General features: G+C 35.4%; 32 protein-coding genes. All 32 read left to right on the top strand.

Features of this window, described 5'->3' with window-relative positions:
• The first annotated feature begins 2 nt into the window (after positions 1–2).
• From mraY to flhB, 32 genes are read left to right on the top strand one after another with little or no spacing between them, the layout of a single operon-like run.
• The gene (mraY, locus tag LSO06_RS01535; RefSeq protein ID WP_231760327.1) at positions 3–1,058 is read left to right on the top strand and encodes a phospho-N-acetylmuramoyl-pentapeptide-transferase; all 1,056 of its coding nucleotides are present in this window, start codon (positions 3–5) and stop codon (positions 1,056–1,058) included.
• Positions 1,059–1,110: 52 nt separating this feature from the next.
• Positions 1,111–2,169 (top strand): putative lipid II flippase FtsW, encoded by a 1,059-nt coding sequence (gene ftsW / locus LSO06_RS01530; RefSeq protein ID WP_231760862.1) that lies wholly within the window; start codon positions 1,111–1,113, stop codon positions 2,167–2,169.
• A 40-nt stretch (positions 2,170–2,209) separates the two neighbouring features.
• Positions 2,210–2,953 (top strand): cell division protein FtsQ/DivIB, encoded by a 744-nt coding sequence (locus LSO06_RS01525; protein WP_306416571.1) that lies wholly within the window; start codon positions 2,210–2,212, stop codon positions 2,951–2,953.
• Positions 2,953–4,194, top strand: a complete 1,242-nt coding sequence (ftsA, locus tag LSO06_RS01520; protein ID WP_231760325.1) for a cell division protein FtsA — start codon at positions 2,953–2,955, stop codon at positions 4,192–4,194. The genes LSO06_RS01525 and ftsA overlap by 1 nt, the downstream gene beginning before the upstream one ends.
• A 20-nt stretch (positions 4,195–4,214) precedes the next feature.
• Positions 4,215–5,411: a cell division protein FtsZ gene (gene ftsZ, locus LSO06_RS01515; RefSeq protein WP_231760324.1), complete on the top strand. Its 1,197-nt coding sequence runs from the start codon at positions 4,215–4,217 to the stop codon at positions 5,409–5,411.
• Entirely contained in the window at positions 5,412–6,101 is a 690-nt protein-coding gene (locus LSO06_RS01510; RefSeq protein WP_231760323.1) for a tetratricopeptide repeat protein, read from the top strand.
• 7 nt (positions 6,102–6,108) lie between these two features.
• Positions 6,109–7,053 (top strand): DNA-processing protein DprA, encoded by a 945-nt coding sequence (gene dprA / locus LSO06_RS01505; protein ID WP_231760861.1) that lies wholly within the window; start codon positions 6,109–6,111, stop codon positions 7,051–7,053.
• Between the two features lie 10 nt (positions 7,054–7,063).
• A complete protein-coding gene (gene hslV / locus LSO06_RS01500; RefSeq protein ID WP_231760322.1) occupies positions 7,064–7,606 on the top strand; it encodes an ATP-dependent protease subunit HslV in 543 nt (180 codons plus the stop codon).
• Complete coding sequence (gene hslU, locus LSO06_RS01495) at positions 7,606–8,946, top strand: HslU--HslV peptidase ATPase subunit (RefSeq protein ID WP_231760321.1); 1,341 nt, start codon at positions 7,606–7,608, stop codon at positions 8,944–8,946. Before hslV ends, hslU begins: the two co-directional genes overlap by 1 nt.
• A gap of 31 nt (positions 8,947–8,977) precedes the next feature.
• A complete protein-coding gene (flgB, locus tag LSO06_RS01490; RefSeq protein ID WP_231760320.1) occupies positions 8,978–9,385 on the top strand; it encodes a flagellar basal body rod protein FlgB in 408 nt (135 codons plus the stop codon).
• 25 nt (positions 9,386–9,410) lie between these two features.
• A complete protein-coding gene (gene flgC, locus LSO06_RS01485; RefSeq protein WP_231760319.1) occupies positions 9,411–9,869 on the top strand; it encodes a flagellar basal body rod protein FlgC in 459 nt (152 codons plus the stop codon).
• 11 nt (positions 9,870–9,880) lie between these two features.
• Positions 9,881–10,213 (top strand): flagellar hook-basal body complex protein FliE, encoded by a 333-nt coding sequence (fliE, locus tag LSO06_RS01480; protein ID WP_231760318.1) that lies wholly within the window; start codon positions 9,881–9,883, stop codon positions 10,211–10,213.
• A gap of 13 nt (positions 10,214–10,226) precedes the next feature.
• Positions 10,227–11,933, top strand: a complete 1,707-nt coding sequence (gene fliF / locus LSO06_RS01475; RefSeq protein WP_231760317.1) for a flagellar basal-body MS-ring/collar protein FliF — start codon at positions 10,227–10,229, stop codon at positions 11,931–11,933.
• 15 nt (positions 11,934–11,948) lie between these two features.
• Entirely contained in the window at positions 11,949–12,983 is a 1,035-nt protein-coding gene (fliG, locus tag LSO06_RS01470; RefSeq protein ID WP_231760860.1) for a flagellar motor switch protein FliG, read from the top strand.
• Positions 12,984–12,997: 14 nt separating this feature from the next.
• Positions 12,998–13,909: a flagellar assembly protein FliH gene (gene fliH / locus LSO06_RS01465; RefSeq protein ID WP_231760316.1), complete on the top strand. Its 912-nt coding sequence runs from the start codon at positions 12,998–13,000 to the stop codon at positions 13,907–13,909.
• Positions 13,910–13,933: 24 nt separating this feature from the next.
• Positions 13,934–15,241, top strand: coding sequence for a FliI/YscN family ATPase (locus LSO06_RS01460; protein ID WP_231760859.1), 1,308 nt, complete (start codon positions 13,934–13,936; stop codon positions 15,239–15,241).
• Complete coding sequence (locus tag LSO06_RS01455) at positions 15,238–15,669, top strand: flagellar protein FlbA (protein ID WP_231760315.1); 432 nt, start codon at positions 15,238–15,240, stop codon at positions 15,667–15,669. The genes LSO06_RS01460 and LSO06_RS01455 overlap by 4 nt, the downstream gene beginning before the upstream one ends.
• On the top strand, positions 15,662–16,276 hold the full coding sequence (locus LSO06_RS01450) for a periplasmic-type flagellar collar protein FlbB (protein ID WP_231760314.1): 615 nt from the start codon (positions 15,662–15,664) through the stop codon (positions 16,274–16,276). The genes LSO06_RS01455 and LSO06_RS01450 overlap by 8 nt, the downstream gene beginning before the upstream one ends.
• 3 nt (positions 16,277–16,279) lie before the next feature.
• Positions 16,280–17,440, top strand: a complete 1,161-nt coding sequence (locus tag LSO06_RS01445; RefSeq protein ID WP_231760313.1) for a flagellar hook-length control protein FliK — start codon at positions 16,280–16,282, stop codon at positions 17,438–17,440.
• Between the two features lie 35 nt (positions 17,441–17,475).
• Positions 17,476–17,883 (top strand): flagellar hook assembly protein FlgD, encoded by a 408-nt coding sequence (gene flgD / locus LSO06_RS01440; RefSeq protein ID WP_370639793.1) that lies wholly within the window; start codon positions 17,476–17,478, stop codon positions 17,881–17,883.
• 4 nt (positions 17,884–17,887) lie between these two features.
• Positions 17,888–19,216 (top strand): flagellar hook protein FlgE, encoded by a 1,329-nt coding sequence (gene flgE / locus LSO06_RS01435; RefSeq protein ID WP_231760312.1) that lies wholly within the window; start codon positions 17,888–17,890, stop codon positions 19,214–19,216.
• A gap of 11 nt (positions 19,217–19,227) precedes the next feature.
• Entirely contained in the window at positions 19,228–19,449 is a 222-nt protein-coding gene (locus LSO06_RS01430) for a flagellar FlbD family protein (RefSeq protein ID WP_231760311.1), read from the top strand.
• Entirely contained in the window at positions 19,446–20,228 is a 783-nt protein-coding gene (locus tag LSO06_RS01425; protein WP_231760310.1) for a motility protein A, read from the top strand. The genes LSO06_RS01430 and LSO06_RS01425 overlap by 4 nt, the downstream gene beginning before the upstream one ends.
• On the top strand, positions 20,228–21,010 hold the full coding sequence (gene motB / locus LSO06_RS01420) for a flagellar motor protein MotB (protein ID WP_231760309.1): 783 nt from the start codon (positions 20,228–20,230) through the stop codon (positions 21,008–21,010). The genes LSO06_RS01425 and motB overlap by 1 nt, the downstream gene beginning before the upstream one ends.
• Positions 21,011–21,047: 37 nt before the next feature.
• Complete coding sequence (fliL, locus tag LSO06_RS01415) at positions 21,048–21,584, top strand: flagellar basal body-associated protein FliL (protein WP_231760308.1); 537 nt, start codon at positions 21,048–21,050, stop codon at positions 21,582–21,584.
• A 17-nt stretch (positions 21,585–21,601) separates the two neighbouring features.
• Positions 21,602–22,660, top strand: a complete 1,059-nt coding sequence (gene fliM, locus LSO06_RS01410) for a flagellar motor switch protein FliM (protein WP_231760307.1) — start codon at positions 21,602–21,604, stop codon at positions 22,658–22,660.
• 42 nt (positions 22,661–22,702) lie between these two features.
• The gene (gene fliN / locus LSO06_RS01405; protein WP_231760306.1) at positions 22,703–23,047 is read left to right on the top strand and encodes a flagellar motor switch protein FliN; all 345 of its coding nucleotides are present in this window, start codon (positions 22,703–22,705) and stop codon (positions 23,045–23,047) included.
• Positions 23,040–23,678 (top strand): flagellar biosynthesis protein FliZ, encoded by a 639-nt coding sequence (locus tag LSO06_RS01400; RefSeq protein WP_231760305.1) that lies wholly within the window; start codon positions 23,040–23,042, stop codon positions 23,676–23,678. Before fliN ends, LSO06_RS01400 begins: the two co-directional genes overlap by 8 nt.
• A 9-nt stretch (positions 23,679–23,687) precedes the next feature.
• On the top strand, positions 23,688–24,452 hold the full coding sequence (fliP, locus tag LSO06_RS01395; protein ID WP_231760304.1) for a flagellar type III secretion system pore protein FliP: 765 nt from the start codon (positions 23,688–23,690) through the stop codon (positions 24,450–24,452).
• A 7-nt stretch (positions 24,453–24,459) separates the two neighbouring features.
• Positions 24,460–24,723, top strand: coding sequence for a flagellar biosynthesis protein FliQ (gene fliQ / locus LSO06_RS01390; RefSeq protein ID WP_231760303.1), 264 nt, complete (start codon positions 24,460–24,462; stop codon positions 24,721–24,723).
• A gap of 13 nt (positions 24,724–24,736) precedes the next feature.
• Positions 24,737–25,525, top strand: a complete 789-nt coding sequence (gene fliR, locus LSO06_RS01385; RefSeq protein ID WP_231760302.1) for a flagellar biosynthetic protein FliR — start codon at positions 24,737–24,739, stop codon at positions 25,523–25,525.
• Positions 25,522–26,649: a flagellar biosynthesis protein FlhB gene (flhB, locus tag LSO06_RS01380; protein ID WP_231760301.1), complete on the top strand. Its 1,128-nt coding sequence runs from the start codon at positions 25,522–25,524 to the stop codon at positions 26,647–26,649. Before fliR ends, flhB begins: the two co-directional genes overlap by 4 nt.
• Positions 26,650–26,652: the final 3 nt, after the last annotated feature.

Below are 26,652 nucleotides of genomic sequence, written 5' to 3'. Positions count from 1 at the left end.
TTATGTTTTATCTTCTAGGATTAAGACTGCTTAAGTATATTACTTTCAGGACAGCTTATGCCACCATTTTTGCATTTTTACTTGCCTTGTTTGTTGGTCCCTTTATTATCTTAAAACTTAAGAAATTGAAGTTAGATCAAATCTTAAGAGAAGAAGGCCCAAAGCGCCATTTGAATGAAAAGGTGGGAATTCCTACCATGGGGGGTATTCTCATTTTTTCTTGTGTTTTAGCTTCTTTGTTATTTTGGGCTAATCCTTTAAATATTTACTTTTTAATTATTCTTTTTGTAATGATTAGCTTTGCATGTTTGGGGTTTGTGGATGATCTTTTAAAGATAAAGAGAAAAAATACAGATGGACTTAATGCTAGGTTTAAAATTTACGGTCAAATTCTGTTCTCTTTTGTGTCAGTCAGTATTCTTTATTATTTTGGAAGTGTGCATGTCAGTATAATTTATTTCCCATTTATTAAGTCTTTCAAGTTAGATTTAGGTCTTTTGTATATACCGTTTGGAATGTTTGTTTTAATATCTGCGTCTAATTCTTTTAATTTAACAGATGGACTTGATGGGCTTGCCATTGGGCTTAGCATAGTTATAACAGGAGCTTTAATAATAATTGCTTATCTTGCAAGTAGAGCGGATTTTGCATCTTATTTAAATATTCCAAATATTAAGGGATCTGAAGAACTTGTAATATTTCTTGGAGCTTTGCTTGGGGGTAGTTTTGGGTTCTTATGGTTTAATGCTTATCCTGCCAAAATAATGATGGGAGATACTGGTAGTTTGTCAATTGGGGCAATCCTTGGAATGGTTGCTTTAATTTTGAAAAGTGAAATTCTTTTTGCAATTCTTGCAGGGGTTTTTGTGGTCGAGACTTTGTCTGTAATTATTCAGGTAGCTGTGTATAAGAGGACTGGAAAAAGAATATTTAAAATGGCACCACTTCATCACCATTTTGAAGAGCTTGGGTGGTCTGAAATGCAGGTTGTTATTAGATTTTGGATAATAGGTTTAATATTCGCTATACTTGCTTTAAGTACTCTTAAGATTAGATGAGTTAAAATTTATTGCCATGTTTATAGATAAAAGTTTGCTTAAAAATTACTATTTGCTTATTTTGTGGTCACTTGTTTCTTATGGGCTTATTGTATTTTATACGTCTTCTTTCTTTTTAAGTTTGGAGCTTACAGGAGAGCCTAATTTTTTATTTTTAATGCGCCTTAAGTACCTTTTTTTGAGTTTTGTTACATTTTTTGTTTTTGAAAGAATTTCTCTAGATTTTTTAAGAAAAACAGTGTCTATTGTACTGCTTATAACCTTTGCTTTGGTTTTAGCGACCTTTCTGTCTCCTAGTATTTCTGGTGCAAAAAGATGGATATTTTTTGGGGGAGTTAGTATACAGCCTTCAGAGATTTTTAAATTATCTTTTACAATCTATCTCTCAAGTTATTTGAGTAAATTTAGATTAAAATCAGACAACAATATTTCTTATTGGATTAAGCCCATGCTGGTTTTTTCCAGTTTTTGGTTGCTTATAATTTTGCAAAATGATTATTCAACGGCTATTTATTTTGCTATTCTTTTTTTTATTATCTTGTTTGTTTCTGAGATGGCAGTTGGGTATATGTTTTCTATCTTGTTTACGTTTTTGCCAATTTCTGTTCTTTTTTTAATGTTTGAGCCTTATAGAGTTGCCAGAATTTTTGCTTTTCTAAATCCTTATGAAGATCCTTCGGGAAAGGGATACCAGATAATTGCGTCTTTTAATGCTTTAAAGAGTGGAGGTATTTGGGGTAAGGGCCTTGGCATGGGAGAGATAAAGCTTGGAAAACTACCAGAGGCTAACTCGGATTTCATTTTCTCAGTTCTTGGAGAAGAACTGGGGTTTTTGGGAGTTTGCATTGCAATTGTACTGTTTTTTTTATTTTTCTATCTTGGGTATTTTGTTGCTATTTATGCTAAGACTAGGTTTAAGTTTTTTATTGCTTTCATATCAAGTCTTGTAATCTTCCTTCAAAGTATTATGAATATTTTAATTGCAGTTGGGCTCCTGCCACCTACAGGAATAAATTTGCCATTTTTCTCCTCAGGTGGCTCCTCTATTGTTATTACAATGGCACTTTCTGGTTTGATTGCAAATGTTGCTAGAGATATTGAGACCGGGTAAATCTTGGGGGGATTATAGAAGAATTAGTTCAATCTTTACTATGATGGTTTATAAAAGATTTTTGTTAAGGTACATTTATATAGTAGTTTCTCTTATATTGCTTGAGATTGTTTTTATTATTTTTGTTTCGCCTTATTTTTTAATTAGGTATATTAGCTTTAATGATGATATTCATATTTCTCAAGAAGATATAATAAAGATTTCAGGTATTAAGCCTAATACTTATTATTATGAAGCCGATACTAATGCTTATGAGGCAAATATTAAGAAAGATTTAAGAGTAAAGAGTGCAAGGGTTAAGCTTAGATTTCCTAATAAAATCAGTATTAATATCGAAAAGAGGATTCCTGTTGCTGTTACTTATGAAAATATTGATGGTGGCTTCATTTATTATTTCATTGACTCAGAGGGTGTAATTTTAGAAAAGTGTAAAGATTTAATTTATGATTTGCCTATAATTAGTGGATTGCGTCTAGGTGAAAATGAAGTAGGTGATTTTTTAGAAGATAGGATGGTTACTGTTATAAAGCAACTTAATTATATTAAAATAAATCATAATACTTTGTATAATTTAATATCAGAGATCAATTTTTTGAAATTGAATTTCTATGATTACAAGATAACTTTGTATATGAAAAATATATATAATAAGATATTGATAACTGCTGATATGAACTTAATTAGTTCAATGCATAGGGTATTAATGATAGCTGATTTGCTTAAAGGAAGCACCGATACTGTTGATTTAAGAAGTGGTGATATCATTTTGTTAGGAGAAAATTAGTGTCTAGGAATTTGATAGTGGGGTTGGATGTTGGGACTTCAAAGATTTGCACTGTTGTTGCTGAGATAAATTTAAATAACCAATTGGAAATAGTAGGGATAGGCACTAGTGTATCAAGGGGCGTTAGGAAGGGGGTTCTTATAAACATAGAGGCTGCGCTTGATTCGATTTCTAATTCTATTGAAGCTGCAGAACTCATCTCTGGATGTGATATTTCTGATCTTTCTGTTTCTATGTCAGGTAGTAGCATTGAGGGTACTAATTCTCGCGGCGTTGTTGCAATAAATTCAAAAACCAGAGAGATTAATGAAGAGGATGTTGATCGTGTTATTGAAGCTGCTAAGGCTATTGTAATCCCGATGGATAGGGAGATTTTGCATGTAGTTCCTCAGGAGTTTATTGTAGATGGGATTCCTCATATAAAGAATCCGATAGATATGATGGGAATTCGGCTTGAGGGTGAAGTCCATATTATTACAGGTTCTAGTTCTTCAAGTCAAAATTTAGTTAGATGTGTGAATCGTGCTGGATTTTCTGTTGATGAGATTGTTCTTGGAAGCTTAGCATCCTCATATGCCACTTTATCTAAGGAAGAGAGGGAGATGGGAGTTTTATTTATTGATATGGGCAAAGGGACGACAGATGTAATTCTTTATGTCGATGGTTCTCCTTATTATACGGGTGTGGTGCCTATTGGTGCGAATAGAGTAACTCTCGACATTGCCCAGGTTTGGAAGGTACCTGAGGATGTTGCTGAGAATATTAAGATAACAGCGGGTGTTGCTCACATTTCTGTACTTGAAAGCCAGATGGAGAGCGTTGTTATTCCTAACCTTGGAACTAGGCCCCCTCAGGAGAAAAGTAGGAAAGAATTGGCTATTATTATTAATTCAAGGTTAAGTGAGATTTTTGAAATGATTAAAGTCGAAGTAATGAAGAAGGGGCTTTACAATAAGATCAATGGAGGTATTGTGTTAACGGGTGGGGGTGCATTATTTCCCGGTATTTCTAATTTAATGGAAGAGGTGTTTAAATACCCGTCAAGAATAGGGTTTCCGATGAATATTAATGGGGTAAGCGAGGAGTATGTTGATCCTAAATTTGCTTCAGCCCTTGGGCTTGTTCTTTATAAGCACGAACAACAAAAATTCAATAAATTAAAGAAAGGAAATAGTAAATCCAAGAAGCAAAATAAAATATCTTCAAAGTTAAAAGGTTGGTTTTTGAAAGAGTGGTTTTGACCGGCCATGGAGGAAATTTAATGAAAGATTATAATATTATTGACAGTCATTCAAGGAGATTTGACTCTGCTGCAAGTCCTACGGTCCTTAAGGTAATTGGCGCAGGTGGAGGCGGTAGTAATGCTGTTAATCGTATGATTGAGTATGGAGTAAGGGATGTTGAATTTATTGTGGCAAATACTGATCTTCAAGCACTTCAGACTTCAATTGCTCCGATAAAAATTGCTCTTGGTGCCAAAGTTACTGCGGGGCTTGGGGCTGGTGGGAAACCTGAAATTGGGCAGGCTGCGGCCGAGGAAGATATTGATATTATTAAAAATCATTTAGCCGGCGCTGACATGGTATTCATTACTGCTGGAATGGGGGGAGGAACTGGAACGGGAGCGGCTCCTGTAATTGCTCAGATGGCAAAAGAACTTGGAATTTTAACTGTTGGGGTTGTTACTAAGCCTTTTAAATTTGAGGGACCTAAAAAAATGAGACTCGCTGAGCAGGGGATAAATAATTTGAGAAAATCGGTTGATACCTTAATAATTATTCCAAATCAAAAACTTTTAACTGTTGTTGATAAGCGGACCACTATTAAGGATGCTTTTAAAAGAGCAGATGATGTTTTAAGGATGGGTGTTCAGGGAATTGCTGGTCTTATTATTGAGCATGGAGAGGTTAATATTGACTTTGCTGATGTTAAGAGTATTATGCAGGGTCAGGGAGATGCTTTAATGGGTATTGGTTATGGCAAGGGAGAGAATAGGGCAGTTGATGCAGCTACTTCCGCTATTAGTAATCCTTTACTTGAAGAAGTTAGAATTGAGGGGTCTAAGGGGCTTCTTGTTAATGTAACGGGGGGGGAGGATTTCTCATTGCTTGAGCTTGAGGAGATCATGGGAATCATTACTGCTAGTGTTGATGATGAAGCTACTGTTATTTATGGACATGCTATTAATTCGAACCTTGATGATGAAATTTACGTTACTGTTGTTGCCACTGGCTTTTCTTCTAAAAAGCAAAAAGACTTGTCTGGTGCTACTGAGAACAATACTTTAAGTTCAAAAGAATTTGATAGTTTGATGTCAGGGAATCAGGACAATACGGGAAATTCTTATGGAATGAGCGAAAGCTTTATAGCAAAGTCCAAAAATGTTAATTATTTTGAGGATGACATTGATGTTCCAACATTTTTAAGAAATTTGAATAAAAAAAGTGGTGATGATTGAATGAAGAAGTTGATTTCATTCTTGTTATTTTTGGTTATCTCTTGTGGGAGTGGATCTAAGGAGAAGACGAATCTTGGTCTTAGGATAAGAGAGATAGAGGTAGCAGGAGGGAGTCCTTTGGAGAAAATTGAAGTTTATAAGGAATTTATTGATAGAGAAGAGAAAAATATTTTAAATATATTAAATTCTATTGATAAGAAGTCTAGGTTCTTTAGTTTAATCGGACTTGAACTTATTAAACTTGGACAATACGGACCTGCCATTGAGTATTTTAATAAAAATTTAGAATATAGTCCGGGTAATCATTTGTCTCATTTTTATGTAGGAGTATCTTCCTACAACTTGGCTAAAGAAATAAAAAGTGGAGAAAAGGTTGGGGAATATTTAAACCTTGCAGAAAATTCTTTTTTAAAGTCGATTTCTATTAAAAATGATTTTAAAGAGGCTCTTTTTTCTCTCTCTACTATGTATGTTTATGATCTTGATAAGCAAGTGGATGCCAAGGGGTATTTAAGTAAACTTGAAGCTATGGGAGAAAATTACTTTGAATTTTTTATGTTAAGAGGCTCAAATTACTATTCTCTTGGTGATTTTAGTAATGCTTTATTGTTTTATGAAAAAGCAAAAGGTAAGGCTTTAACAGAGGAGCAAATAGAGGGAGTCAACAGAGTAATGAGTAATTTTAAATAGATTTATGATTAAACTACTCTACATAGATAGTTTAAGGTTTTTAAGGGGAGAAGAAAAACTTAAGATTTTTAATAATTTTGGTTTAGATGATGTTTTTAAATTAACCATAAGCGATATTTCTTGCTATTTGTCTAGAGACTTCAGGAAAGTACATAAATTCCCAGATTTGAAGTTGATAGAGCTGCAACATAGGGTTATTAATAGAACAGGCGCAAAGGTCTCTTTTTTAGGAGATAGGGACTATCCTTTAAAGCTTAAAAGAATTTACGATCCACCATTTGTTATTTATTATAAGGGAGACCTTCCAGATTCTGATGCTGTGTCCTGGGCTGTAGTGGGTTCAAGACGAATCAATAGGGCTTTAGCAAATAAAATCAGAGAGTTGACATATCACCTTGCTAGAAATAATGTAGAGGTAATATCTGGATTTGCAATAGGTGCTGATATTGAAGCTCATCTTGGTGCAATAAAGAATAAGAAAAAAACTTACGCTGTTATTGCAACCGACATTGATAATATTTATCCAAAGCAAAATAGAAGATATGTCTCCGAGCTTTTAGAAAATGGAGGAGGAATAATTACTGAAACTTTACCCTATGAAAAAATGAAAAATTATTTTTTTGCGAAGAGAAATAGAATAATATCAGGCCTCTCAGATTCTATTTTTGTAACATACGCACCGATAAAATCTGGTGCTTTAATTACTGCCAATATTGGACTTGATTTAGGTCTTGATGTTTATGTATACAATATCGATTATTCTGGGGAGGGCTCTAAGGCTTTGTATGAAAGTGGAGCTCAGGAGATTAAGGGAATACCAGATCTTTATAAGATACTTAATGCTCAACACAATGAGCCTGCAGTTAGCGACGATGACCCTGGGGATTATTTTGAGTGTAAGAATGTATCTAGTATGCTTGTTAAAAAGTTATTGAATGAAGTATCTAAATAGGGGGTTTAGTATGAATTTTAACGGAACTACAGTGATTGCAATAAAAAGAAAGGGAAAGACCGTGGTGGCTGCAGATGGGCAGGTGACTTTTGGGCATACTGTTTTAAAGTCCAATGCTATAAAAATAAGAAAATTACTTGGTGGTAAGATTTTGGCAGGGTTTGCAGGTTCAACTTCTGATGCTATTACTCTTTTTGAGAAATTTGAAGAGAAGATAAAAGCTAGAGAAGATGGGATTATTGATATTAAAAGAGCTGCTGTAGATCTTGCAAAAGATTGGAGGTCTGACAGAATATTACACAAGCTTGAAGCAATGATGCTTGTTGCGGACTCTGATAATATTTTATTAATTTCGGGTACTGGTGATGTTGTTGAGCCTGAGGAGGATGTCATCTCTATAGGCAGTGGAGGAAATTTTGCATACTCGGCGGCGCTTGCTTATATGGAAGATAAAAAATTAAGTGCTGTTGAGATTGCTTTTAAGTCTTTAAAGGTGGCGGCAAGGGTGTGTATATACACGAATTCAAATATTGTTCTTGAGGAGATTGGTTAATGGATAAATTTGAAAAGCATAATATAATTCCTAAGGAGATTGTTGCAGAATTGGATAAGTACATAATAGGACAATCTGAGGCTAAAAAATTAGTTTCAATAGCTCTTGTTAATAGATACATAAGATCTAAGCTTCCCAAAGAGATAAGAGATGATGTTATGCCTAAAAATATTATTATGATTGGTTCAACTGGAATTGGTAAAACTGAAATTGCAAGGAGGCTTTCTAAGCTTATTAAGGCCCCTTTTATTAAGGTTGAGGCTACTAAGTATACTGAGGTAGGTTATGTGGGGCGTGATGTTGAATCTATGGTTCGAGATTTAATGAGTATTGCTGTTAGTATGGTAAAAGAGGAAATGTATGATTCTGTGCGCGAAGAGGCAAGTAAGCGTGCAGAGGAGAGAATAATTGACAAGCTTTTTAAGGTGCCTGAGAATTCTGAGGATGAAGAGGAAAAGAAGATTGGTGAGAAAGTAAGAGATAAATTTAGAAAGCAGTTAAGAAGTGGATCTCTTGATGAGGATCTGATTGATATTTATGTCTCAGGTAAAATGCCCGTTTCAACAATAGAAATATTTTCTGGTGGTAATTTTGAAGAGATTGACATGAGTCTTGGGGGGTTGATTAATAATATATTTGATAGGAAAAAGAAGAGGGAGGTAAAAGTAAAAAAAGCTAGGGAAATCATTTTATCTGAAGAGCTTGAAAAATTGGTTGATAATGAGAACATTGTAGAGATTGCAAAATCGAGGGTGGAGAATATGGGAATTATTTTTATTGATGAGATTGATAAGATAGCTACTAAGAATAGAGGTGGAAATGATGTTTCCAGAGAGGGAGTTCAAAGAGATATATTGCCAATTGTCGAGGGTTCTAAAGTCAATACGAGATATGGAATAGTAGACACTTCTCATATTTTGTTTATCGCAGCAGGGGCCTTTAATTTATCAAAGCCTTCTGATTTAATACCCGAACTTCAGGGTAGATTTCCAATCAAAGTTGAGCTTAAAAGCCTGAGTATCGATGACTTTAAAAATATTTTAAAGGAAACTAAGAATTCTTTAATAAGACAATATATTGAGATGTTTAAGATATATAACTTAACCTTGAAGTTTAGTGAAGAGGCAATTGAGAGAATAGCTGAGCTTACCTTTAATATGAATCTTGAAGGTGAAAATCTTGGAGCAAGAAGACTGCATGGAGTTATGGAAAAAGTTCTTGCTGATCTTTTTTTTGAGGCACCCGGTAGCAAGTTGAAAAAAATTGAAATAGACTTGAACTATGTCAATGAAAAAATAGAGATTAAGGAAAAAAAAGACTTAAATTATTATATAATATAGGTAAAGGTTGTTTTAAGTAGAGGGTATTGATTTGGTTGATTTTGAAAGGTCAGTTGATTTGACACATAGATACTTGAATGTGCTCAGTTTAAGGCAGGATGTAGTGTCTGATAATATTGCGAATGTGGATACTCCAAATTTTAAGAGAAGTGGGGTCACTTTTGAAGCCGAGCTTAAGCGAGCTCTTGTGGACGAAATTGTTCCCAGCTTGTCCCTAGCAAAGAGCAATGAAAAGCACTTAGAAGGAGCCAGAGAGTTGGGGTATTTAGATATAAAGCCACATAGAATGCTTGATTATGCTTCTACTTTTAATAATAACGGCAATAATGTCAATATTGATTCTGAGATTAAAAGCCTTGTCCAGAATCAGATGATGTATAACTTGTTTACAAATATTCAGGCTCATTATTTTAAAAGTGTGAATATTGTAATAAAATAGGCTATTATCTTGAGGAATATAATTTATGGGGTTGTTTTCAAGTATTAATACTGCTTCGACGGGTTTGACGGCACAGAGATTAAGGATAGATGTTATCTCGAATAATATTGCCAATGTAGGGACTACTAGAACCTCTGAAGGGGGGGCTTATAGAAGGCAGAGGGTGATTTTCTCTTCAAGGGTTAGAAATCCATATTGGAAGGGTCCTTTTGTGCCTGAGTATCTTGATAATGGAATTGGGCAAGGTGTGAGGGTCGCTGGTGTTGAAAAGGATAAAGCTCCTTTAAAGTTGAAGTATGATCCAACGCATCCTGATGCGATAAGTTTTGGTGAGCGGAAGGGGTATGTAGAGCTTCCTAATGTTAATGTAGTTGAAGAGATGGTGGATATGATTTCCGCTTCTCGTGCTTATGAGGCAAATTCTACTGTTATTAATAGTAGTAAGTCGATGTTTAGGAATGCGCTAGCAATATTGCAAAGTTAGGGGGTTAGAGAATGAGAGTTGATTCTTTTTTTATGGATGACAATGGGGTTCATTTGGTGCGTAAGGACCCTTTACACTTTAAATTAAATTCTACTGGCCTTGAAGTTAAAGGAGGTGGGCTGCCTGGAACTTTTAAGGACGTGTTTTTTGATGCAATATCTAGGGTGAACGATAGCCAGTTGGATGTTTCTAGGATGACGGAGAAGGCTATTGTGGAGCCGGGCAAAGTTGATGTTCATGATATCATTATTGCAATGGCTAAGGCTAATATGAATTTGAGTATCGCAAAGGCTGTTGTTGAAAAAGGTATTAGGGCTTATCAAGACATAATTAACATTCGCTAAGGAGCTACACGATTTGGGCAATTTTGTTACTAATTTTTTTGCATCTTTGGGAACGGTTTTTAGAAAAGCCAGCGTAATTCAAAGGATAGCCTTTGGAGTTATTGCTTTATTTGTAATTTTTGCATTCATTTTTTTGGTGGGTTTTTCTACTAAGGCTCAGAGTGTTGCTCTTTTTGGCGTTGGGATTAAAGATCAATATTTGTTAGATAGAATAGTTCAAAGACTTGATAGGGAGGGTGTTGCGTATACTATTACTGCTGACGGAAAGATTTACCTGACAGATGAAGGTATATCTAAGAGGATGAGGGCAATTCTTGTTAGGGAGGAGCTTGTACCTGTTCATATGGACCCTTGGTCTCTTTTTGATATCGATAGATGGACCATTACGGATTTTGAAAGAAACATTAATCTTAGAAGATCAATTACGAGGGCTGTAGAGCAACATATTGTTGCTCTTGATGATGTTGATGCTGTTAGCATTAGTCTTGTAATGCCTGAGAAAGCTCTTTTTAAGGAAGCACAGGAAGCAGTTAAGGCTTCTGTTAGAATTACTCCCAAGCCTGGTTCAGATATTGTTACTAACCGTAAGAAGGTAGAGGGACTTGTTAAGTTGATTCAGTATGCTGTTGAGGGACTTGAATCAGATAACATTGCTATTGTTGACAATAAGGGGAATATATTAAATGATTTTTCCAATTTGGATGGAGTTGATAGAATTGATTTAGCAGAAAAGGAAAGGAAACTTAAATTAAAGTATGAATCTATGTTAAGGGATGAAATTGATTTTGCATTAAGTAGGGTTTTGTCTGTTGATAGGTTTATGGTCGCAAGGGTTAATGTGAAGTTGGACACTTCACGTCAGACTACGGAGTCTAAAGAGTATTCTCCTATTGAGCTTCAGCCTCAGGATCCAAAAGTTTCTTATAATACAAGAAAAATTAGCGATTCTACTGTGATCTCTTCCCAGGTGCATAAAAGGGAGTATCAGGGACAGGGTTATAGTCCATGGGGGCCGCCTGGGCAGGAGGGTAATACTCCGCCTGAGTATCAGGATTTAAGTGATATTATTGGCAAGTCGAATGAGTTTAAGGAGACAAAGAATGTTGCTCTTAATGAGAAGAAATCTTTAAATGAGAAAGAGCCTGCTAGGGTTGCGGGAGTTTCTCTTGGTATTTTTGTGGATGGCATTTGGGATTTTGTTTATGATAAATCTGGGAATTTTGTAATAGAGAATGGTATTCGTAAAAGAGAATATAAGCCTATTTCCGATGAATCTTTGAAAAATATTACAGATGTTTTACAGAGTTCTTTTGAATATAAACCCGAAAGGGGTGATTCTATTACGGTTAGGAATATTGCATTTGATAGATTGAGTGAATTTAGAAAAATAGATGAGGACTACTTTGCTAATGAAAATTTTAAGTATTTTTTGTATATACTAAGTGTGATAATTGCATTATTGATAGTAATCTTTACGGTTTTCTTTGTTGTTTCTAGAGAACTTGAGAGGAGAAGGCGTCTTCGAGAAGAAGAATTTGCAAAACAGGCTCATTTAAGACGACAGCAGGCATTAATGGATGGAGATGATATTGGAGTTGATGATGTTGTTGGCGGACTTAGAGAGGGCGATGAGCTACAGAATAATGCGGAACTGTTGGCGAGAGAGAAGCCAGAGGATGTTGCTAAACTAATTAGAACGTGGATTTTTAAGAATGTATAAAGGGCAATGAGGTTTATGGAAGAGAGAAGTGAAAAAGAAGAACTTGATATATCTACTTTAACGGGGAAACAGAAAGCGGCTATTTTGTTGGTTTCAATAGGTTCTGAGATTTCATCTAGGGTGTTTAAGTATCTCTCTCAGGAAGAGATAGAATCTTTAACTTTTGAGATAGCAAAGCTTGATACTATTACCTCTGAACTTAAGGATAGCGTTCTTTTGGAATTTAAAGAATTGATGATGGCCCAAGAGTTTATTCAAAAGGGTGGTATAGATTATGCTAGGGAGCTTCTTGAGAAATCTCTTGGTACACAGAAGGCTGTAGATATTATTAATAATTTGGGTTCTGCTTTACAATCAAGACCTTTTGAGTTTATTAGGCGAGCTGATCCTGCTAATATTTTAAATTTCATACAGCAGGAACATCCGCAAACGATTGCTTTAATACTTTCGTATCTTGATCCCCAAAAAGCTTCGTTTATTTTGTCAAGTCTTCCTACTGAAATCCAGACTAATGTTGCAAGAAGAATCGCGTTGATGGATAGAACTTCTCCTGAAGTGGTAAGAGAAGTTGAGAGGGTTCTTGAGAAAAAGCTGGCTTCTTTATCCTCAGAAGATTATACCTCAGCTGGTGGGGTTGATAATGTTGTTGAGATAATTAATATGGCGGATAGGAAGACAGAGAAATTTATTATTGAATCTCTTGAGGAGGAGGATCCTGAGCTTGCGGAGGAGATAAAGAAGAAGATGTTTGTATTTGAAGATATTGTTCTTCTTGATGATAGGTCAATACAGAGGGTTTTAAGGGAAATAGATGGGCAGGAATTGGCAAAGGCTTTAAAATCTGTTGATGTGCCTGTGCAGGAGAAGATTTTTAAAAACATGTCTAAGAGAGCTGCTGGAATGCTTAAGGAAGATATGGAATTTTTGGGGCCCACTAGGCGTAAGGATGTGGAAGAATCTCAACAGAAGATCGTTTCTTTGATTAGAAAATTGGAAGAACAGGGTGAAATAGTAATTTCTAGAGGAGGTGAAGAAGATGTACTTGTTTAGCAAAGGAGCTTTGTTTGCCTAAGATTTTATATAAATCAAAAGAGATTGCAAATGCGGTGAAGTTAGAATTTGTTGAGATTGCAAATCCTGTTTTTGAGTCTTTGGAAGTTAGAAAAAAGGAAAGTGAAGTTTTTAATATTGACAATCAAGTTGCTAGTCTTAGAAGCGAGCTTGAGGGTTTAATGAATAAGAGAGTGAAACTGCAGGAAGAGATTAGTAATGGCCGTGAGGTTGCTAGGAGGGAAGTAGAGGAGGAGTCTTCTAGGATTCTTAAAGAAGCTAATGAACAGGCTAGTAGGATAGTGGGCTTAGCGAATGAGAAGGCTGAGGTATTGCAAAGGGAGGCTGAGGGCAGGAAAGAGGAGATTGAGAAAGAGGTTAATTCTGAGATTGAAAAAATAGTTAAAGAGTATGAGGATAAGTTGAAAGGTGAGCTTGAGGTTGCAACTGCTAAGGGGAGGAAAGAGGGGTATGAAGTAGGATTTAGTAGGGGCTGTGAGGATTTTGATAAATTGGTAGGAAAATTAAACAGTATGATAGCTGCTTTGGTTGCAAAGAGAAAAGAAATTCTTGAATCCTCAGGGGATCAGATAATGAAACTTGTTATGCAGATTGCAGTTAAAGTGGTTAAGAAAATTGTAGATACGCAAAAGAGTGTGGTTATAGAAAATGTGAATGAGGCTTTAAAGAAGGTAAAAAATAAAACTAATATTATTATTAGAGTTAATCTTGATGATGTAGATATTGTTAGTCATGAAAAGACTGAGTTTGTTTCTAAGTTTGATTTTATAGAAAATTTGGAAGTTGTTGAGGATATAAATATAGGCAAGGGAGGATGTGTTATTGAAACTGATTTTGGAGAAATTGATGCTCGTATTTCATCTCAACTTGACAGGATAGAAGAGAGGCTTAAGAATTTTTCTTAAGCCTCTCTTCTTGGGGATGTATTGTTGGACGGATTCTTTAAGAATTATTCAAGAATATTAGATGATGTGGAGTCTATCTCTCTTGTTGGTAAGATAAGAAAGATTAAGGGTCTTTTAGTTGAAAGCTCAGGTCCAAAGTGTGGAATAGGGGATTTGTGTCTGATTGTGCAGAGAAATGGACGGGAGATATATGCTGAGGTGTTGGGCTTTAATGGATCTTTGGTTAGTCTTATGGCTTATGAGAGCTTTGATGGGGTTGAGGTTGGAGATAGGGTTTATTCCTTAAATAAAAGACTCCAGATTAATCTTGGTGATGAGTTGCTTGGAAGAGTTATTGATTCGCTTGGCAGGCCTATTGATAATAAGGGGCATTTTCGTGGCAAGTATTATAAAGAATTGGGCTTTAAGAGCATCAATCCCTTAAGTAGGGGCGTTTTTGCTGAACAAATAATTACCGGAGTAAGGGCGCTTGATGGATTTTTACCAATTGCTAAAGGGCAGCGTGTGGGTATTTTCTCTGGTGCTGGTGTGGGTAAGTCTACATTGCTTGGTATGATTGCCAAGAATTCAAAGGCAGATGTTAATGTTATTGCGTTTATTGGAGAGAGGGGACGAGAGCTTAATGAATTTATTAAATATGAGTTAGGAGAAGAGCGCTTAGGGAAAAGTGTTTTAGTTGTCTCAACGTCTGATGAATCTCCTATTTCAAGATATAAGGGAGCCTACACTGCAACACTAGTGGCTGAGTATTTCAGGGATAGAGGTTTAGATGTTATTCTGCTATTTGATTCAATTACAAGGTTTGCAAATGCAAGAAGAGAAATAGGCCTTTCTATAGGAGAGCCACCTGCTGCTAAAGGGTATCCCCCTTCCGTTTTTGTGGAAATTCCTATTTTACTTGAGCGTTCAGGGCTTAATGGAAAGGGAAGCATTACGGGTTTTTATACTGTTCTTGTTGAGGGGGATGACCTTACAGAACCAATAGCTGACGGCATGAAAGCTGTCTTGGATGGGCATATTATTTTGGATAGAGATTTGTCTGATAGAGGAGTATACCCTTCCGTTAATATTTTAAATTCTACTTCAAGATCTCTTCATAGAATAGTAAATTTTGAGAAACAGAAGTTGATATGTAAGGTTAGAAACCTGTTGTCAATTTATAAAAATTATGAAGATTTGATTAAAACAGGGATTTATCTTAAGGGATCTAATAAGGAAGTTGATCTGGCGATTTCAAAATATCCAAAAATTATTGATTTTGTGTCTCAGGGCATGCAGGAAGAATTTGATTTTGAAAATTTGGATAATGAAATAAGAGAGTTATTAGCTTGAATAATTTAATACTTAAGAAGGAAAGATTTGGAAAAATATTGGTTGTTAAAACTTATGATAAGAAGCGTAGTGAGTTTAATTTAATAGATATAAATACTAATATTTCAAAAATAGAAAAGTTTGTGGATGCAATTCCTGATTATGTGAAGATATTAGGCAATATGGATGTTCTTTGTAAGGGAGATTATTTGGATTATTTAAACAAAAAAAAGAAAGAAGAATTAAAAAAACTTGTAAAGTTTAAGCATGAGTACAAAAAACACTATGATACTTATTTAGAAAAGTATGGAGAGGAAAAGAAGGTTAAAATATTAATAAAAATTTTAAATGATACTATAATTAGGAGGAGGGAAAAGAGCGAGAGTTCGTTTTTGGATGAGTATGTTGGGTATGAGATTTGTAGGAAGTTAGGGGATGGCGATGAATAGTGTTTTGTCATTTTTATCTAGGGTGTTTTTTTGGCTTTTTTTGATTGTTGCTTTAATGGGATTTTCGGTTTTTTTGATTGATTTGTTTGGATTATATAAAACTAGGGATTATTTTCCGATGTATGTAAAGAATTTACTTTTTGGAGAGGACATACAGTCTTTTGAAGATGCAAATATTAATCTTGATGAGATCAGGATGATAAAGGAAAGGGAAGCTATTGATATTAAGAGTCAACAGGTTGAAAAATTAAGAGAAGAGTTGAGGATAAGAGAGGATAACTTGAATAAGCTTGAAGCAGAGCTTAACCAAAAGCAGAGAGATTTAGATTTGAAGCAGAAGGTTATTGATGACATTGTTGATAAGTATAAAGACGAGGATGCGAATTTTGTGCAGGCTGCTCTATACTTGGTAAACATGCCGCCGGAGGATGCGGTAGAAAGGCTTGAAGAGCTTGGTGATGAAGTCGCCATATCTTATATGCGTAAAGTGGAAGATATTGCTAGGAAAGATGGAAGGGCTTCTATTGTTCCTTATTGGTTATCCCTTATGGATGCTAAAAGGGCCGCTGTATTGATGAGGAAGATGTCCGTGAGTTCATTGGAGTGATTTGTGAGTGTTTTAGGTGAAGTTGACTTAAATAGACTTAATTTGTCGAGTAGGGGATTGGGTCCGATAAGTTTAGAGGGTTCTTTGGGTAAGGGTAAAGTTAAGTTTTTAGATCTTATTTTTTCACAGGTGAAGGGTGCAGATAGGGTAAGGGGTTCTGTCTTGGATTTTTTGAGGTTTTTAAAGGACAATGGCCTTATAGATAAAAAATTTAAAAAGATGTCTTTGAATAAGGTTTTTGCTTTTGAGAAACTTGGTGATGATGGTTTTGTATCTGATTTGAAGTCTTTAATAAAAAAGATGGGCAATTTGTCTGATTTTGAAAATTTTAGATCTTTGGATCAAAATTTGTTTGGTGATGAGTCTGTTAATCAGAAAGAAATAATAAAGAATATTGAAAATATTTTGTTTGATATTGATGTTTTTGGGGGCGTTGGGTCTCCTTTGGGGTTTGATGTACTGAGTGTGCCTCTTGATTCTGAGCATAGGGATTTTGATCTTGAAAGAGGAGATATGAAGGGAAGTGTTATTAACGTTGATGTTAAGAATTTTAAGAAGAATGGCAGTTTTAAAGAATTACTTAGTGTGGAATCCAAATTTCGGGTTGTTGATGGCGAGCATTCTGTTGGCAAGTATAGCCTTAAAGAGGCATATAACGGGATGGGGGACTTCGTTGGTGATCTTTATGGTTCTAGTACGACAAAATATGTTAAAGAGTCTTTAGGTGGCAACATTGGTGGTGATTTAATGTCAGAGTGGAATTTAAAGGTGAATCACAATATTGTGGATAAAGCTAAGATTGTGTTAAAATCGAATGACACGGGGGAGATTAGATTGATTATAAAGCCTAGGGAACTTGGTAGCATACGGATTAATTTAAATCTTGACTCTGGGAATAATCTATTGGGTAGAATAATAGTTGATAATCAAAATGTAAGGGCTCTTTTTGAGCAGAATATGTATTCGATCAGTAAGATGCTGGATGACAATGGTTTTAATACCAGTTTGAGTCTTTCTCTTGCGGGTGATTCTGGTGTTTTCTCGGGGTTTAAGGATGGGGGCTCGGATCGAGGATTATCTTTTAATGAAAGCAAGGTGTTTAGACTTGAAGATGATATTGAAATTTCTGATGATTTAGAGAAGAATATTAATTTTGTTGTTTAGGGGGATGAGTGAGTACGATTAATGGTATTTCTGGTTTGATTAGTACAAGTAGGACTGGGGGATTAAATAGTCCTGGTATGGAGAGGGGCTCTAAGGGTGTTAATCTTGGGAGGGATGATTTCTTGAAGCTTCTTATCACGCAGCTTAGGTATCAGGATCCCACTGATCCAATGAAGGACAAGGAATTTATAGCTCAAATGGCCCAGTTTTCTACTCTCGAACAGATGACGAATATGAGTAAATCTTTTGAAAAGCTTTCCTCTGCGCTTAATTTGAGTAAAGATTTGGATTTATTAGGCAAAGTAGTTGAGTTTGAGCATGCTGGTGGAGAGGTTATTAGGGGTAAGGTTACTAGTGTTAAAACCGGAGTAAATCCGGGAATCATGGTAGATGGAAAATATTATACTTATGAAAGTATTTTATCAATAGGGTTGGAGGAATAATTGTATGATGAGATCTTTGTATTCTGGTGTTTCTGGGCTTCAGAATCATCAAACTAGGATGGATGTTGTTGGTAATAATATTGCAAACGTGAATACGGTTGGCTTTAAGAAGGGAAGAGTTAATTTTCAAGATATGATATCCCAAAGTATCTCTGGGGCATCTCGTCCTTCTGATGTTCGAGGGGGGACTAATCCGAAGCAAGTTGGGCTTGGTATGAGTGTTGCTACAGTAGATACTATTCATACTCAAGGATCTTTTCAAAGTACTCAGAAAGCTTCTGACCTTGGGGTTAGTGGTAATGGGTTTTTTATTTTAAGAGAAGGCAATGATTCTTTTTATACGAGGGCTGGTGCATTTGATATTGATTCTGATCGTAATCTTGTAAATCCTGCAAATGGAATGAGGATTCAGGGATGGATGTCAAGGATGCTTGGGGGGCAGCAGGTTATTAATACGTCTTCTGATGTTGAGGATTTAGTTATCCCTATTGGGGATAAAGAAGGGGCTAGGGCTACTGAGTATATTACTTTTGCCTGCAATCTTGATAAAAGGTTACCTGTGATTGGAGAAGGTGCTAGTGAGTTAGATGTTGCTCGGGGTACTTGGGTTGTTAATAAGACGGTTTATGATGGCTTTGGGAACACTAGTGTTGTGGAACTTAGGGTTGTAAGGGATCCAGCTGTTCCTAATGTATGGAATGCTACGGTTTTAGTCAATGGGGAGGAAAACTCTAGCTTTTCGTTAGGTTTTAATAATGAGGGTGCTTTGCTTTCTTTAAATGGGCAGGTAGGTCAGGAGGGGGATTTGCTTGAATTTCCCGTAACTTTTGTTGTGCCTGGTGCTAATATTGGGGAGATTGGGGGGGAGCAAACTGTTAATCTTAGGCTTGGCAATGTAGGCAGTTATACTAATTCTATTACTCAGTTTGCTGATGCAAGCACAACAAAGGCTATTGTGCAGGATGGGTATGGTATGGGATATATGGAGAACTATGAGATAGATCAAAATGGGGTAATAACGGGGGTTTATTCGAATGGCATTAGGAGAGACATTGGGAAAATTGCTCTTGCATCGTTTGTTAATCCTGGGGGACTTGCTAAATCGGGTGATACTAACTTTGTTGAGACGAGTAATTCGGGACAGGCTAGGGTGGGAGAGACTGGCTTTGCGGGATTGGGAGTTATAAGATCAGGGGTCTTGGAGATGGCTAATGTTGATCTTGCTGAGCAATTTACTGATATGATAGTCACTCAGAGGGGTTTTCAGGCCAATGCTAAAACTATTACTACCTCAGATCAGTTGCTTCAGGAACTTGTAAGACTTAAGGCTTAGTGGTTTGGCTTATGATTTATGTAACTAAATTAAACGGGGAAGGTTATTACTTAAATCCTTATCATATTGAAAGTATTGAGTCTAATCCTGATACTACAATCTTGCTGATGAATGGTAAGAAGTTAGTTGTAAAGGAGAGTGTGGAAGAGGTAGTGGATAGAATTAAGATATATAGAAAAGAAGTTACTTTTTTGGGTAAAGTTACACAAGGAAATGAGGGAGTTGGGCTGTGAATTTGGCTAGTATACTTGGTTGGGGGGTTGGATTTGGAGCTATTCTGATTTCTATGGCATTTACTCCGACGGGATTAGGGGTTTTTTGGGATTTAAGTTCTGTCTTTATTACAGTTGTTGGATCCTTTTCTGCTCTTATGGCTTCTTCAGAAGTTATTGCTGTTAAGAGGATTCCTACTTATTTGGGATTTTTCTTTAAGAAGAGTTCTTTTGCTAAGGCTTCTAATATAAAGACTTTGGTGGAGCTTTCGGAAAAGGCTAGGAAAGAAGGGCTTTTATCTCTTGATGATGAACTTGAACAGATTAGTGATCCATTTTTTAAGTCTGGGATGAGACTTGTTGTTGATGGTGCTGATCCTGAAATAATTAGAACCATGCTTTATCTTGAGTTGGATCAAATGCAGGAGAGACATAAGATGGGTTCTAATCTTTTTGGAACCTGGGCAAAGCTTGCGCCTGCTTTTGGAATGACAGGCACTCTTATTGGTCTTATAGCCCTTCTTGGGAATTTAGAAGATAAATCTGCGCTTGGTTCTTCTATGGCGGTTGCTCTTATTACAACTCTTTATGGTACAATAATGGCAAATTTAATGTTTATTCCTGTCCAGATTAAATTGGAATCTATAGATTCTGAAGAGGCAGCAGTTAAGACAATGATAGTAGAGGGTATTTTGTCAATTCAGGCAGGGGATAATCCTAGAATTCTGGAACAAAAATTGGTGACATTCTTGACTCCTAAAGATAGAAATCAAGTTGGAAATGTTCTTGGGGGTGAATGATGGCATTGCGGGTTAAGAAGCGTTCGAAATGTGAAGAGGGCGCTCCTGATTACATGTTGACTTATGGGGATATGGTTACCCTGCTTCTTGTTTTTTTTGTTACTATGTTTTCTTTAAGTGATGTTGTCTTTAAAGAAAACATAGTAAAGATAATGTCGGCCTCTTTTACGGGTTCTGGTTTTTTTAAGGGAGGGAAGACCTTAGATATTGATAAGCTTTCTTATTTAAGTAACAGTTTTATGTCTTTGCCTTCTACTGCTAAGAATAAGCAAGCCTCTCAGACTGCTAAGAATAAATCTATGATTGAATTTATTGAGAAAATTCAATCCAAGAGTATTATTGTTAGGCGTCTTGAGCGGGGAGTTGTTGTTTCTCTTTTAGCAGATTCTTTTTTTGATACAGCCAGTGCTGAGGTTAAGCTTGATGAAAATAGAGAAACTATACAAAAGATAGCGTCTTTTATTGGGTATTTAGAAGGGCAAGGATATAATTTTAAAATAGAAGGACATACGGACAACATTGATACCGGAGTGAATGAAATTTGGAAAAGTAATTGGGAACTCTCAGCGGCAAGGGCTGTGAATATGTTAGAGCAGATTTTGAATTACACTGATCAGTCTAGGATGAAAAATATTGAGAGCAAATTCGAGGTGTCTGGGCTGGCGGGCAGTAGGCCAGTTGCTACAGATGATACACCTGAGGGTAGGGCATACAATAGGAGAATAGATATTTTAATTACAAGTGATTCTGCTTTAAGTGCCACTAAAGGTATTAATTTGTGATAAATTGGAATGAATTAAGGAATTTATAGGAGGGAATATGCCTGAGAAGGAAGATGATCGTATGGATGTTGGGGGTGGCGCGGAAGGGAGGGGGGGAGCCCTGGTTCCAAATATTATAATAAAAATTTTGCAGGTAATAGCGATAGGGTTGTTGACTGTTGTGATTATGATCATAGTTTCTTATTTTGTGTCTAAGATGGTATTAAGTCAAAGTGGAACGCCTAATGATTTTCCAATTTTCTCTAATGAATATTTAGGCAAACCTCCTATGCTTATATGGTATGAGAGCATAGATGAAATTAGAGGGACTACTCTTGATACCCCTCCTAAGACTTTTGTGATAAAGCTTGCCTTGGGGTATGCTGAGAATAATGTGAATATTTTAAATGAACTTGGAAGACAGAAGGTAAGGTTAAAGGATATTATTAGGGAATATTTTAGCCAAAGAACAGCACAAGAGATAAAGAATGAAAGTCAGATTAAAGCTGAAATTAAAGCTAGGATTAATAGTGTGTTAAGAAATGGTGAAATAAAAGAGATTGCATTAACACAAATCGATATATTTGATATGTAATTTTAAGAGGAATTTAAATGGCGAGTAATCCAGGGGCGTTGTCTCAAGATGATATAGATAGTCTCTTAGAATCTATTAATTCATCTGAAAGTTTGTCATCAGACGATGCGCTTTCTAATGTTATATCTAGCCCTATGGGCAAGAAACAGAAGGTTAAGATTTATGATTTTAAGAGGCCGGATAAGTTTTCTAAGGAACAAGTGAGAACGGTATCAAGTTTTCATGAGGCTTTTGCGAGATATACTACGACTTCCTTGTCGGCTCTTTTAAGGAAAATGGTGCATGTGCATGTTGCCTCCGTTGATCAGCTGACTTATGAGGAGTTTATTAGGTCTATTCCAAATCCTACTACTTTGGCAATAATTAATATGGATCCTTTAAAGGGATCCGCTATATTTGAGGTTGATCCAACTATTGCATTTGCAATAGTTGATAGGCTTTTTGGTGGAGATGGAGATACTATTAAGGATAAAAGTAGGGATTTGACTGAGATAGAACAGTCCGTGATGGAGAGTGTTATTATTCGTATACTTGCTAATATGCGAGAGGCTTGGTCTCAGGTGGTTGATCTCAGGCCCCGTTTTGGGCATATAGAAGTTAATCCTCAGTTTGCTCAAATAGTGCCCCCAACAGAGATGATTATTTTAGTGACCCTTGAGGTTAAAATAGGTAAGGTTGAGGGGCTTATGAATTTCTGTTTGCCCTACATTACAATAGAGCCTATTGTTTCTAAACTTTCAACAAGATATTGGCATTCTTTAATTGGGGTGGGTACTACTAGTGAGAATCTTGATGCATTAAGGGAAAAACTTGAGAATACGGGAATGCCTTTAATAGCAGAGATGGGAGAGGTTAGGCTTAAGGTAAGAGAGATATTGTCTTTGGAAAAAGGAGATGTTATTAATCTTGAAAATTCTTTGATAAATAAAGATTTAAGTTTAAAGGTAGGAACCAAACAGAAGTTCAGATGTAGAATGGGTCTTGTGGGAAATAAGATTTCTGTTCAGATTACAGAAAAAGTTGGTGATGTGAAGGATTTTGATTTATTGAAAGAACTTACAGAGGAAATTGAATAATTTAAATAAATGATGTTATTAAGCTTAATGAAGGGGTAATTTATGGGTGTAGGTGAAAATGACTTTAAGGAAGAGGAAAAACCTGAGATAAAGGGAGTTAAGCTTCCTGATTTGATTGATACTTTACCAGAGGGAGTTGATCCTAGTAATTTTGGACTTTTAATGGATGTTTCTATGCAGGTTACTGTTGAGCTTGGTAGGACTGAGCGGAAGATTAAGGACATACTTGGCATGTCTGAGGGTACTATTATTACTCTTGATAAGCTTGCGGGAGAACCTGTTGATATTTTGGTAAATGGAAAGGTGATAGCTAAAGGAGAGGTGGTTGTAATTGATGAGAATTTTGGGGTTAGAATTACCGAAATAATCAAAATTAAAAATGATTAAGTCTTTATTTAAATTTTTGATTTTAGTCTTTATTTTGTTTTCCGGCGGTTTGTTTGCACAGGAGGAGGGGGTTGGCTCGGATGTTGTTTTTTCTGGTTTAGAAAATGAGGCTGATTTGCCTATATTTGAAGATAACGAGACTAGGTCTAGTGGAGACAGCATACAAGATATATCTCTTTTTAACATTACGGATTTAGTTAAGATATTATTGTTTCTATCTTTCTTTGTTTTTTGTGTTCTTATATTTAAGAGAGTGATTTTTAGTCGTAGGAGAGTAGTGAGTAATAGAAAGTCAGACTTTATCAAAGAGCTTGCTTTTTATGAGATAGATACTAAAAGTTCTATAAGGATTATTAGTGTACTGGGTAATGTTTACGTATTTCTGGTTTCTAGCAGTTCTTCTGTTTTATTAAGAGAGATAAGACAGGGTGAGGAGATAAATGATTTGGAACCTGAATTTGTCAAGGATGAAGATCTTAGGGATAAAAATTCTTTCAGCACAATATTTAACAGGATATTAAAGACAGGGAAAGATGATGAAGAATTGCTGGATAAGGCTGATTATACGGAATTAGAAAAAGATATTGAGACTTCTTTGAAAAGTAAACAAGATAGGCTGAAAAAGTTTTAGAGGTTGTTTTTGAGAAATAAAATAATTCTTTTATTATTTTTTGGAATTGCGAGTTTTTCATTTGCTCAGACTAAGTCTTTGCAAACTACTACTGGTTTAAATTTTCCGTTTGTTGATTTTGGAAGCTCTACAGGTGGTGGAATAGTTTTTCCCTTGCAGCTTTTATTGATATTAGCTATAATGACTCTCTCTCCAGCTTTTTTAGTCCTAATGACTTCTTTTTTAAGAATAGCAATAGTATTGGATTTCATCAGAAGAGCGTTGTCGCTACAGCAGTCGCCCCCGAATCAGGTAATAATGGGACTAGCTTTGTTTTTAACTCTTTTTACCATGTGGCCGACTTTTAACATTATATACGAGAGTGCTTATTTACCTCTTAAGGATTCTAAAATAACTTTCCATGAGTTTTATGATAAAGGAATTATTCCACTTAGGAGTTTTATGTACAAGCAGATGTCTGGTGGTAGGCATGAAGAGATTAGGTTATTTATGAGTATGAGCAATTATCCAAAGCCTAAAAATTTTAGTGAAGTTCCAACTCATGTTTTGATTGCAGCTTTTGTTTTACATGAACTGAGAGTTGCTTTTAAAATGGGGATTTTAATATTTTTGCCATTCATAGTAATAGATATTATTGTGGCTTCGGTCCTAATGGCAATGGGGATGATAATGTTACCCCCTGTGATGATCTCTTTGCCATTTAAGCTTATTCTTTTTGTCATGGTAGATGGGTGGACTTTAATTACAGGGGGGCTCATTAAAAGCTTTATATGAGGGTTAAATGACAACTGGTCAAATTATTTATCTAATTAGAATCTCTATTGAGAATATCATTATTCTATCAGCTCCGATGCTGATTACAGCACTTGTAGTTGGGTTTTTGGTTTCAATTTTTCAGGCAGTTACATCGATTCAAGATCAAACCCTGAGTTTTATACCTAAAATTATCATAATATTGTTAACTCTTGTTATTTTTGGCCCTTGGATCTTGAAAAAACTTATGCAGTTTACTTTTGCGGTATTTAATCAAATACCAAATATATGATTGAAGTTAGAATATGGATATGAATTTCCTAGTTTTGAAGTCCTTTGCTGTTTTGCCCGTATTCGTTAGGGTTTTTCTTTTTTTAAGATTTTCTCCTCTCTTTTCAACCATAAGAGTAGGTTATCTAAATTTTTTCTTTTCCTTAATTCTCTCCATTATCCTTGTAGGTAAGATAAGTGTTGATTATCCTTTGGATAATTTGTTTTCATTTGTTTTGATATTGTTAGGAGAGGCCATTCTAGGTCTTATTCAGGCTTTTTTTGTAAGTATAATTTTTAATGTTTTTCACTTGTTAGGATTTTTTTTCTCAAATCAAATGGGACTTGCTTATGCAAATATTTTTGATGTATTTGCAGAAGAGGATAGTTTGGTAATATCTCAGATATTTACATACTTTTTTTTACTTTTATTTTTATCGAGTGATATTTTGATGCGTTTCTTTTTTGTTGGAGTTCATGATTCTGTTTTAAATGTTAGAATTGAGAATCTGGTTAATTTGAAAAATTATGAATTTATTACATTACTTCTTTCTTCTTTCTCCATTCTTTTTGAAAAAGCTTTAATAATTTCTTTGCCTATATTAGGAGTTCTTTTGTTGCTTTATTTGATTTTGGGAATACTTTCAAAGACTTCTCCTCAGATGAATTTATTAATGCTTAGCTTTTCAATTTCTTTGTGCTTAGGGCTTCTTATTTTATATGTCAGTTTTCCAAGCTTGGCAATATCTGTTAAGAGAGTAATTGAGCTTGCTATAGAATCTATGGGGAATGTTTTAAATTTATTTTCTGGGGTTTTAAAATGAGTTCCAGAGAAAAATTATTAGGTAAAAGTTGGTATATTCCTCTTAATTTTTTTGCTTCAGAAGATGATGGTAGGACGGAATTACCTACTGACCAGAAGAAGCAGAAAGCAAGGGAAGAAGGACAGGTATTAAAATCAAATGAAATTAACTCAGTAATTAGTCTTTTTATAATGCTAGCAGCGTTCTTTTTTATGCTGCCCTATGTGGCGCAAGACCTAATAAGCGTATTCGGATGGCAAGCCAGTAAACTTCCAGAGATAATGTCTTTGAGTATTTATTCGCTAAATTTTGCGTATTTTAAGGCAATGCTTGGGTATGCAATGGTATTTCTTTTAATAGCATTCGTAGTGAATTTTTTTGTTAATGTTGTTCAAGTTGGGTTTTTAATTACTTTTAAGCCTATAACTCCTAAATGGGATAGAGTGAGTCCGAAGTTTTCAAAGTGGATAAAGAATTCGTTTGCTTCATTTGATGCTTTTTTTAATTTGTTTAAAAGTTTATCGAAAGTTGTTATAATATCCTTCATATATTACGTTATTCTGAGAAGCAATGTAGGTAGGATTTCAAGAATGTCTGAGTATAGTCTTGAAGGTGGTATTTCTGTTGTTTTGGCTCTTGCCTATAAAATATGTTTTTTTTCAATAATGGTATTAATGGTTGTTAGTGTATTAGATTATGCGTTCCAAAGGACTCGTTATGTTGAAAGTTTGAAGATGACTAAGGAAGAGGTAAAGCAGGAGAAAAAGGAGATGGAAGGTGATCCTCTACTTCGTTCTAGAATGAGGGAGAGGATGAGAGAGATTTTAAATTCTAATTTGAATGTAACGGTTCCCCAGGCAGATGTGGTTATTACTAATCCAGAGCATTTTTCTGTTGCTATTAAATGGGATAGTAATACTATGTTGGCACCAAAGGTGCTTGCAAAGGGGCAGGATGAGGTTGCGTTTACAATTAAAAAAATTGCCAGAGATAGCGGTATTCCTATCATAGAGAATAAAACACTTGCTAGAGCTCTTTATGTTAAGGTTAAGGTTAATGAAGAAATTCCAAGAGAATATTGGGAAATTGTTTCAAAGATACTTGTGAAAGTATATTCTATTACTAAAAATTTAAGTAGGGGTTGAATT

Origin of the sequence: Borrelia sp. RT5S, from assembly GCF_021165755.1 — a bacterium.
In the GTDB taxonomy this organism is placed as follows: Bacteria; Spirochaetota; Spirochaetia; order Borreliales; family Borreliaceae; genus Borrelia.
Note: the sequence above shows the minus strand (reverse complement) of the source record. Positions and strands in the feature narration are given on the sequence as shown.